This is a genomic window from Cellulomonas composti (assembly GCF_007990245.1).
Taxonomy (GTDB): Bacteria; Actinomycetota; Actinomycetes; order Actinomycetales; family Cellulomonadaceae; genus Cellulomonas; species Cellulomonas composti.
This window is the reverse complement of record NZ_BJWG01000033.1, coordinates 1-843: the sequence shown is the minus strand read 5'-3', so window position 1 is coordinate 843 and position 843 is coordinate 1. Positions and strand designations below refer to the sequence as shown.

1 protein-coding gene is annotated in these 843 nt (G+C 73.3%); it reads left to right on the top strand.

Features of this window, described 5'->3' with window-relative positions:
* A partial coding sequence (locus tag CCO02nite_RS15835) for a hypothetical protein (protein ID WP_222593228.1) occupies nucleotides 1–249 on the top strand: 249 nt, incomplete at its 5' end.
* Nucleotides 250–843 lie beyond the last annotated feature (594 nt).

Genomic DNA, 843 nt, shown 5'->3' with positions numbered 1-843 from the left:
CTCCCCGTCGACCGGTTCCCGGCCGAGCGGCTTCCCGCCGATCGGCTGCCCGTCGAGCGGCTTCCCGCCGATCGGCTGCCCGTCGAGCGGCTGCGCGCCGACCGGCTGCCCGTCGAGCGGCTGCGCGCGACCGGCCTCCCGCAGACCGGCTGCGCGCCGACCGGCTTCTCGTCGAGCGGCTTCCCGCAGACCGGCTTCCCGCAGACCGGGCGCGCGCCGACCGGCTTCTCGTCGAGCGGCTTCCCGTAGCCCGGCTGCGCGCAGACCGGCTTCTCGTCGAGCGGCTTCCCGCCGACCGTCGGCCGGCTTCCCGTCGGTCGGCTTGCCGCCGGCCGGCTTCCCGTCGGCCGGCTTCCCGCCGGCCGGCTTCCCGTCGGCCGGCTTCCCGTCGGCCGGCTTCCCGCCGGCCGGCTTCCCGTCGGCCGGCTTCCCGTCGACCAGTTCCCGTCGGCCCGGCTTCCCGTCGACCAGTTCCCGTCGGCCAGTTCCCGTGCGAAGAATTGGCCACGAATCATGGCCGATTCTTCGCACCAGGCTGGTTCGGTTGCTTCGCCTCGAGATCACCGTGGATGGGACCGTCATCGGTGGGTACGAGCGCTTGCTCCACGCGGACATCGCGCGCAGGACCGAGGAGGTCACGTGCGCCGGGGACTACTTCGCGGAGCTCTGCAGCCGTCGTGGCGTGTTCGTCGTCCGCCGGGACTCGGCCACGCGCACGAAGGTCATCCGCGACGGGTTCGGCAACCACATCGGCGAGATCCCGAGGGCCGGCTGGCGAGAGCCCGCTAGCCGGACCAGCTCACCCCGATCGACGGCGTGATCGACGGCGTGGTCGATGTCTGA